Genomic DNA, 4,214 nt, shown 5'->3' on the forward strand with positions numbered 1-4,214 from the left:
CGGGAAGCCGCGGTCCGGTCTGCGCGGTGGCGCGGCACCGGCGTAGCCTTCCCTGGGCTCACCGAACGTGGCGGGTCCGCGGAGCGGGACTCCGCCGACGGGTGACCGCCGGCGGGTGACCGACAGGGGCACCGCCAGACGCGGTGTGCTCCGACAGACCAACCACACCAAAGCCGCACCGAAGCCGCGCCGGAACCGCACCGGGCCGGCAGCCGCCGCAGGCCGCGCCGGTTGTCCGACCGGTGCCGCGGCTTCGACGGACCGACGAAAGGCCCCGCGCAGGAATGGTTTTCGCCTCGCCTCCCGAGCCCCCGCAGCGGCTGGTCCGCGCCAGGGGCGCGGACGACCCGTGGCTGGCGCGGCTGCCGTCGCTGCTGGCGGCGGCCCGGCTGGCGGTCGCGGACGGTGAGCTGGACACACTCGCCCGCCGTTTCATCGGCGCGCTGGCCCGGGCCCTGAACGCGCACCGCACCCCCGAGCAGGTCGCGCCCGAGCAGTACCGGCTGCACGAGCTGGTGCTGTCGGTGGCGGAGCGGCGGGACCTGCACCAGGAGCGGGCCGCGGCACTGCTCAACCTCGGTGATCTGGACGCCCGTACCGGCCGGCTGCCGGAGGCGCTCGCCCGCTACCGCGGCGCATTGTCGGCGTGCCGGGCGGAGGAGGGCGGCGACCCGCAGGCCGCGGTCCGGGCCATGGACTCGATGGGCGGCACCTACGCGGAGCTGGAGGACTGGCCCCGCGCGGCCGACTGGTACGGGCGCGCGCTGGCGCTGTGCCAGGTGCGGGGCGACCTGGAGGGCGTGGCGCGGCTGCACTGCCGGGTCGGCGCGGTGCAGATCTACGCCGGGCAGTGGGGCGAGGCGCTGAACGCCTGGCGCGCGGCGGCGGCGGTGTACCGGCGGTTGCGGAACCCGCGGGCACAGGCCCGGGCGCTGAGTGAGGTGGCCCGGGTCCAGGAGTACGCGGGCCGTCCGCGGGAGGCGATGCGCAGTTGTTACGACGCCCTGCGCCTGGCGGTCAGGGCCGCGGACGGGCGGTTGCAGGCCGCGCTGCGGTTGCGGCTGGCGGACACCTGCGAACGCCTGGGGGAGCTGGAGACGGCGGCCTCGCACCGGGCCGAGGCCCGACGTCTGCTGGCGGAGACCGGGTCTTCGGATGCGGATGACCAGCCCACCTGAGTAGTCACCTGCGAAACCCATAGTGATCGCGAAAAAGATTACCGCTTTGTAAGGCTGGACACCGAGAGATCCTTCATTAGACTGGCTGCGCTGTGGTCCTCCCAGTCGCATCCGGCATGTCCTGACTATGTTGGTGTGAGTGGCTGTGCCCCGGTATCACCAGCACCCTCAGAGTCAAGGACCGTGATCGACGTGAAGGTCGGCATCCCCCGCGAGGTCAAGAACAACGAGTACCGCGTCGCCATCACCCCGGCCGGCGTGCACGAGCTCGTGACGAAGGGCCACCAGGTCGTCGTCGAGCAGGGAGCCGGACTCGGCTCCTCCATCCCGGACGAGGAGTACACCGCCGCCGGCGCCGCCATCCTCGGCACCGCCGACGAGGTCTGGGCCGCCGCGGACCTGCTGCTGAAGGTCAAGGAGCCCATCGCCGAGGAGTACCACCGGCTCCGGAAGGACCAGACGCTCTTCACCTACCTGCACCTCGCCGCGTCCCGTGAGTGCACCGACGCCCTGCTGGCGTCCGGCACCACGGCCATCGCCTACGAGACGGTCGAGACGTCCAACCGCTCGCTTCCGCTGCTGGCCCCGATGTCCGAGGTCGCGGGCCGGATCGCCCCCCAGGTCGGCGCCTACCACCTGATGCGCTCCGCGGGCGGCCGGGGTGTGCTGCCGGGCGGGGTGCCCGGGGTCTCCGCGGGTCGGGCCGTGGTCATCGGCGGCGGCGTCTCCGGCTGGAACGCCACCCAGATCGCGGTGGGCCTCGGCTTCCACGTCACCCTGCTCGACAAGGACATCAACAAGCTGCGGGAGGCCGACCGGATCTTCGGTACCCGTGTCCGGGCGATCTCCTCCAACGCCTTCGAGCTGGAGAAGGCGGTGCTCGACGCCGACCTGGTGATCGGTGCGGTCCTCATCCCGGGCGCCAAGGCCCCGAAGCTGGTCACCAACGAGCTGGTCTCCCGGATGAAGCCCGGAAGTGTCCTTGTCGACATCGCGATCGACCAGGGCGGCTGCTTCGAGGACTCCCGTCCCACCACACACGCCGAGCCGACCTTCCGGGTCCACAACTCGGTCTTCTACTGCGTGGCGAACATGCCCGGAGCCGTGCCGAACACGTCCACCCACGCCCTCACCAACGCCACCCTCCCGTACATCGTGGAACTGGCCGACCGGGGCTGGGTGGAGGCGCTGCGCCGGGACGCCGCACTGGCCAAGGGCCTCAACACCCATGACGGGCAGGTCGTCTACGGTCCCGTCGCGGAGGCCCACGGGCTCGCCCACGTGGAGCCGGCCGCCCTGCTGGGCTGACCCGCGCGGCGTCCGCCGCCGCGGGTGACCGTCAAGCGCGGTCGTCAATGTCGCCAACCACACGTCACCGGCCGGACCTCGGGCCCCGAGGTCCGGCCGGTGACGTGTCAGCGGTTCCTGACGCTTGGTCAACTCGCCGTGAACATAACTGTTTAACCGATTCGCGACCCTCGAAAACCTCAAGTGAGGCCGCCTTGCGCCCTTGACAACGGGGTGTTCGGCCGCCGACACATCGGGCCGTCTCCGACGGATTGTGTTGCTGCGAACCACCGACACGCCATAGAGTCGCCAAACGTCGGCATGGTGCCACGCTGACCTGTCTAGAAGTTTCCTGGTCACCAAGGAGGTAAGACGACTTGTGAATGAGTCGACATTTACTCCCGGAGGTGGTCAACCAGGGCCGCTCACGCCGGGCCGGGACGCCGCAGGGCTTCGGGCTGTCGGTTCCGTCGCTGTCCGCACCTTCACCTCCCACCAGGACCAATCGAGCATGACGGCCCACCAGAGCATGGACGGATCCCACGTGAACGCCATGGCCGGCGACCGCTCGGACGGTCGGACCGACCGTCCTGCGGCCTACGACGAACCCCACCTCGGTGATCTGCCCGAAGGGCACTTCTACGACCCCGACGCGGAGTTCGAGCCCGATCCGGAGTACGCCGCGACGCTCGCGCCCGACGCGGCCCGCCAGCGCCGCGAGCGCATCGGCCCGACCGGGCGTCCGCTGCCGTACTTCCCGATTCCCGGACCCGTCGCCGAACACGGGCCCGCCAAGATCATCGCGATGTGCAACCAGAAGGGCGGGGTCGGCAAGACGACCTCGACCATCAACCTGGGCGCGGCGCTCGCCGAGTACGGACGCCGCGTCCTGCTGGTCGACTTCGACCCGCAGGGCGCGCTGTCCGTCGGACTGGGCGTCAACCCGATGGAGCTCGACCTCACCGTCTACAACCTGCTCATGGAGCGGGGCATGGCCGCCGACGAGGTGCTGCTGAAGACGGCGGTGGCCGGCATGGACCTGCTGCCGAGCAACATCGACCTGTCGGCAGCGGAAGTGCAGCTGGTCAGCGAGGTCGCCCGCGAGTCCACGCTCCAGCGCGCCCTGCAACCGCTGCTGCCGGACTACGACTTCATCGTCATCGACTGCCAGCCCTCGCTGGGCCTGCTCACGGTGAACGCCCTCACCGCGGCCCACAAGGTGATCGTGCCGCTGGAGTGCGAGTTCTTCGCGCTGCGCGGCGTCGCCCTGCTCACCGAGACCATCGAGAAGGTCCAGGAGCGGCTCAACCCGGAACTGGAGCTCGACGGCATCCTGGCCACCATGTACGACTCGCGGACGGTCCACAGCCGGGAGGTGCTGGCCAGAGTGGTCGAGGCGTTCGACGACAGCGTCTACCACACGGTCATCGGCCGGACGGTCCGCTTCCCGGAGACCACTGTCGCGGGGGAGCCGATCACCACGTACGCCTCCAACTCCGTGGGCGCCGCCGCCTACCGTCAGCTCGCCAGGGAGGTGCTCGCCCGGTGCCACGCCGAGTGAGTCTCCCGGCAGCCGACGAACTGTTCCGCACCACCGGGGGTCCGGGCGTCCAGCCCTCCTCCCCCCGGCAGCACGTCAACGGCGACACCCAGCCGGGCGGTTCCGGCCCGCGGGTCCCACCGCCGGCCGGTGAGGCCGAGCCGGAGGGGCCCGTCGAGCACGGCGGGGACGAGGCCGTCCCGCGGGAC

The 4,214-nt window shown here is 71.1% G+C and carries 3 protein-coding genes and 2 pseudogenes; all 5 read left to right on the forward strand.

Translation table 11 applies throughout. From position 1 onward, the window contains the following. Positions 1 to 105, forward strand: a pseudogene (locus ACYVE9_RS17600) (DUF4439 domain-containing protein); the annotation flags it as partial. A gap of 179 nt (positions 106 to 284) precedes the next feature. After that, positions 285 to 1,178 carry a tetratricopeptide repeat protein gene (locus ACYVE9_RS17605; RefSeq protein ID WP_461028831.1) on the forward strand — a complete coding sequence of 298 codons (894 nt, stop codon included), beginning with the start codon at positions 285 to 287 and terminating at the stop codon, positions 1,176 to 1,178. Positions 1,179 to 1,370: 192 nt separating this feature from the next. Then, positions 1,371 to 2,486, forward strand: coding sequence for an alanine dehydrogenase (gene ald / locus ACYVE9_RS17610; protein WP_461028833.1), 1,116 nt, complete (start codon positions 1,371 to 1,373; stop codon positions 2,484 to 2,486). Positions 2,487 to 2,844: 358 nt separating this feature from the next. Continuing rightward, complete coding sequence (locus ACYVE9_RS17615) at positions 2,845 to 4,026, forward strand: ParA family protein (protein ID WP_461028832.1); 1,182 nt, start codon at positions 2,845 to 2,847, stop codon at positions 4,024 to 4,026. Beyond that, positions 4,023 to 4,214: pseudogene (locus ACYVE9_RS17620) on the forward strand (hypothetical protein); the annotation flags it as partial. The gene ACYVE9_RS17615 and the pseudogene ACYVE9_RS17620, both read left to right, overlap by 4 nt.

Source organism: Streptomyces sparsus (assembly GCF_054776295.1).